General features: G+C 39.7%; 4 protein-coding genes. All 4 read right to left on the reverse strand.

The window, feature by feature from the left end; all coding sequences use genetic code 11:
- Positions 1 to 234 precede the first annotated feature (234 nt).
- The gene (locus tag WB217_RS04065) at positions 235 to 1,224 is read right to left on the reverse strand and encodes an HD-GYP domain-containing protein (protein WP_423990884.1); all 990 of its coding nucleotides are present in this window, start codon (positions 1,222 to 1,224) and stop codon (positions 235 to 237) included.
- Between the two features lie 187 nt (positions 1,225 to 1,411).
- Positions 1,412 to 2,446, reverse strand: coding sequence for an aldo/keto reductase (locus WB217_RS04070; protein WP_423990886.1), 1,035 nt, complete (start codon positions 2,444 to 2,446; stop codon positions 1,412 to 1,414).
- Between the two features lie 51 nt (positions 2,447 to 2,497).
- Positions 2,498 to 3,334, reverse strand: a complete 837-nt coding sequence (locus tag WB217_RS04075; protein WP_423990888.1) for an SDR family oxidoreductase — start codon at positions 3,332 to 3,334, stop codon at positions 2,498 to 2,500.
- A 33-nt stretch (positions 3,335 to 3,367) separates the two neighbouring features.
- On the reverse strand, positions 3,368 to 4,047 hold a 680-nt coding region (locus WB217_RS04080), incomplete at its 5' end, for an aldo/keto reductase (protein ID WP_423990890.1).

The raw sequence follows: 4,047 nt of genomic DNA on the forward strand, positions 1-4,047 counted from the left end.
TTTCAGGGTGCCGCTCCAATCTATTAGAATTAAATTTTAAAGTGACTTACTGGACGAAGCGCGGGGACGTACCCTCTGCTTCTTTTCATGATGAAAGAAAGCATTTTAAACTTATTGTTGAAGAATAAAAAAAAAGAGCAATCCTCATGATAAAGATGATGGATTGCTCTTTTTCTCTATTTAATTGGAAACCAAATTTCCGAATTCAAGTCAGTACAGAAAGGCTTTTTATGTTTAATTAGCAACGGAAAATGTGGTTGATAGCATCGACTTTTCTTCTTTTTGGATTTTACCTTCAGCAATTAAGATTCCAATAAGCGTATTAGCAGCAATAGGATCAAATTGAGTTCCGATATTCCTTGTTATTTCATTTACAGCAGTTTCTATAGCCAATTTCTGTCTATAAGAACGATTTGTTGTCATAGCATCATACGCATCAGCAACCCCTAGAATGCGGGCACCAACGGGAATGTCTGCACCGGTTAAACCTCGAGGATAGCCTTTTCCGTCTGGTCTTTCATGATGATATTGAACCATATCCGTTATCCCAAGTTCTTGAAGGCGTTGAATATCTTTAATAATCTTATATCCTTCTTCAGGATGTTTTTTCATGGTGGCATATTCATCTTCTGTCAGCCTTCCATCCTTCTGAAGAATGGAATCAGGCATTCCGATTTTTCCAATGTCATGAATGAGTCCGGCCAAATAAATAGAATCTATCTCCCTGTTAGAAAGTCCCATTTCTTTTGCAATCTTTTTTGCATAACTTGCTACATTGCTAGAATGATAGGCCGTATAAGGATCTTTTGCATCAATGGTTTTCGCTAATGAAAAGACAGTATTTAGCAATAAATCTTCCTGTTCATTCTTTTCATTGTAGTTACGAGATGAAATCCATACCACTCTCCGGACAATTACCATTAAGATCGCATAAGCAGCTATAACAGTTAAGTGTACTGCATCAGGCGTTCTCGTCAAAAGCAAGGATCCCAGTAAAATGCCACCCAGCACAACCAAGACACTATTTCGAACGCGAATTAATGAAAGCAAGACGACAGGATAGCCATATAAGCCCAACAGCAATGGTGAATCAAAAAGGTAATTTACTGCAATTGCTGCTATTCCACATATCATGAATATGGTCCAAAACAAAAACCCATATTTTTTAAAGGAAACAGGGCAAAATTCATCCCCTTTTTTACAACTTTTCCATTCCTTAATCATCTATTAAGATCTCCTTTAACATGAAACCATGTGATAGTAACTTAAATTTCTCACACCGGACCAATCATTGTCAACTAAGCCGTAAATTTCCAATAATTATAGAAATAGGCACCATAAGGAGAGCATTTAATTTTCCCCCTTCGGTGCCTGATTACAGAATTTTGTTATGGGATCATTTCATCCTGCCTTACACAGTTCTATGATTATCGATTTTTGTAAAAGTAGTACCAAACAGCGCATTCCGTACTGGGTCAGATGATAGGAAATCATGTGGGAATCCAAGTTCAATTTGGCTTACTTGATCTAAACGATTTAGATGTTCAGGTGTTAGAGTGAATTCTACAGCAGCAAGATTGTCTACCATTTGTGATTCTTTTCTGGCTCCGATGAGCGGAATCATAACCCCCGACTGCTGGCGTACCCAATTGAGCGCGACTTGTGCGGGAGTTCTGCCGATCTCATCAGCAATGTTCACAACTTCCATGGCAATCTTACTATTAGCATCATTCAACCGTTTGCTTTCTGGCGCCAGGCGTTTAAGTTCATCCTTTGATTGGTTTAAATATTTCCCTGTTAAAGCCCCGCCAGCAATCGGCGCCCAGGCAGTTACTCCAATATCCAAAGCCTTTGCCATTGGCAATAAATCACGTTCTGGTGCACGCTGCAGCAAATTATATTCCACTTGCAGCCCGATGAATGGTGTCCAGCCACGCAGCATGGCTAATGTATTCGCCTGTGAAACAATCCATGCTGGTGTGTCCGAAATTCCAACATATAAGACCTTGCCTGCACGAACCAAATCATCCAATGCACGCATGACTTCTTCGACAGGAGTCGTAAAGTCCCAGGCATGCAGCCATAATAAATCGATATAGTCTGTATTTAATCTCTTAAGACTTCCTTCAACAGTTTGAACAAGGTTCTTGCGGTGGTTCCCTCCGCCATTCGGATCGTTTGTTCGAGTCGTTAGCGAAAATTTTGTAGCAATGACATATTGCTCTCGATTGCCTTGAATGAATTCACCAATAAACCTTTCGCTTGTCCCATTGGTATAATTGCAGGCAGTATCGATGAAATTGCCCCCAGCTTCTATGAATTGGGTAAATATTTTTTTACTTTCTTCCTTCGAGGCTCCAAATCCCCAATCTTCTCCGAATGTCATCGTTCCAAGGGCAAGTTCCGACACTCTTAATCCACTTTTTCCAAGCAATTTATATCTCATTATGATCTCCTTTTATTATTAATTTTTTGTACAATCAACTATTTAATAAAACTAGTCCAAGATTCCAGGTTTTAATAGGCTCATGCTTATGTCCCATAATTTTTTTGCATCTTCCTGATTGTTGGCTTCTTTCGTTGTTTTTTCCGGTTTACAATTATTGAAGAATTGGCCACTTATTCCTTTTACCTCTGGGGAAGCCGCAAGAAATACTGGTGTTTTTGCCCCTTTTTCTGTCTTGGCTGACATTAGGCCGAAAACAGTGCGAAGGATCCATGGCAGCTGATGCATAATGTTCGATTTAATGATTCCAGGGTGCAGGCTATTTACTGTGATTGGTCTGCCTTCCAATTTTTTAGCTAGCTCCTTTGTGAATAGAATTAAAGCTAGCTTTGTAGGCCCTACAGCTTTATAGAATGCATAATCATTTTTTACCATCAAATCATCGAAATTCATCTTAATTCCATTATGCTTTGAAGCTACATTAATAATACGGCCTTCCCCACTTGCTTCCAATGAATCAAGTAAAAGATGAGTGAGTAAAAAATGAGAGAGATAGTTTGTTGCAAATGTAGTCTCAATGCCATCTTCTGTTTCAGACCTTTCAGGTAAGAATACAGCCGCATTGTTGATCAATACATCTAACTTGTCAAACCTTTGTTTAAACTCGTCTGCTGCCTGGCGGACCATTCGCTGTGAAGAAAGGTCCGCAACAATTAAATGCACTTTATCATTACCAGATTGTTGTTTAATATCTTTTACAGCTTCATTTCCTCTTTCCTTGCTGCGGCACAGGATAACGACACTTGCTCCCTTTTTAGCTAATTCAAGAGCTGTTGCCTTGCCAATACCTGAATTCCCGCCAGTGATTAAACAAATTTTATTTTCCATGTTCATTCCTACTTTCAGAAAAAAATTTTGAAATTATCGTCTATGATTATCAATTTTCGCGTACATCTGCTGCTGTCCTGATGACAAGAAATCATGTGGGAATCCTAAACTGACTTTGCTCATTTCATTCAGTCGGTTCATATGTTCATCACCCAGTTCAAACTCAAGACACCCCAAGTTATCATTTAATTGAGCTTCCGTCCTAGCACCAATAATCGGGATGATCACTCCTCGCTCCTGCTGCTGCCTTACCCAGTTTAACGCTACTTGTGCAGAGCTTCGTCCTAGTTCATCGGCAATCCTATCGACTTCCCTGGCAATTTCTAGATTTCGATTGTTAAGGAACTGATTATGCAATGGATTTGGTATTTCCAATCTCTTTTGATCGTTGGTATTTTTTGTATATTTCCCAGAAAGAAGTCCCTGTCCTAATGGAGACCATACTGTAACGCCAAGGTCAGATGACTTTGCCATAGGAAGTAATTCGCGTTCTACCGTTCTTTCAATTAAGCTGTACTGGATTTGCAAGCCAATGAACGGGGACCAGCCTCGCAGCTTGGCAATCGCATTCGCCTCTGAAACGACCCATGCTGGAGCATCCGAAATACCAACATATAATACTTTTCCTGAACGGACTAAATCATCCAGGGAACGCATAACCTCTTCCACTGGCGTCATAATATCCCAAAAATGAAGCCATAACACATCAATAT

This window comes from Mesobacillus sp. (genome assembly GCF_049588175.1).
Classification (GTDB): domain Bacteria; phylum Bacillota; class Bacilli; order Bacillales; family Cytobacillaceae; genus Mesobacillus.

Bases quoted from the DNA above. Each gene is read 5' to 3' on its own strand.
- WB217_RS04065 (WP_423990884.1), bottom strand. From the start codon at position 1,224: ATGATTAAGGAATGGAAAAGTTGTAAAAAAGGGGATGAATTTTGCCCT.
- WB217_RS04070 (WP_423990886.1), bottom strand. From the start codon at position 2,446: ATGAGATATAAATTGCTTGGAAAAAGTGGATTAAGAGTGTCGGAACTT.
- WB217_RS04075 (WP_423990888.1), bottom strand. From the start codon at position 3,334: ATGGAAAATAAAATTTGTTTAATCACTGGCGGGAATTCAGGTATTGGC.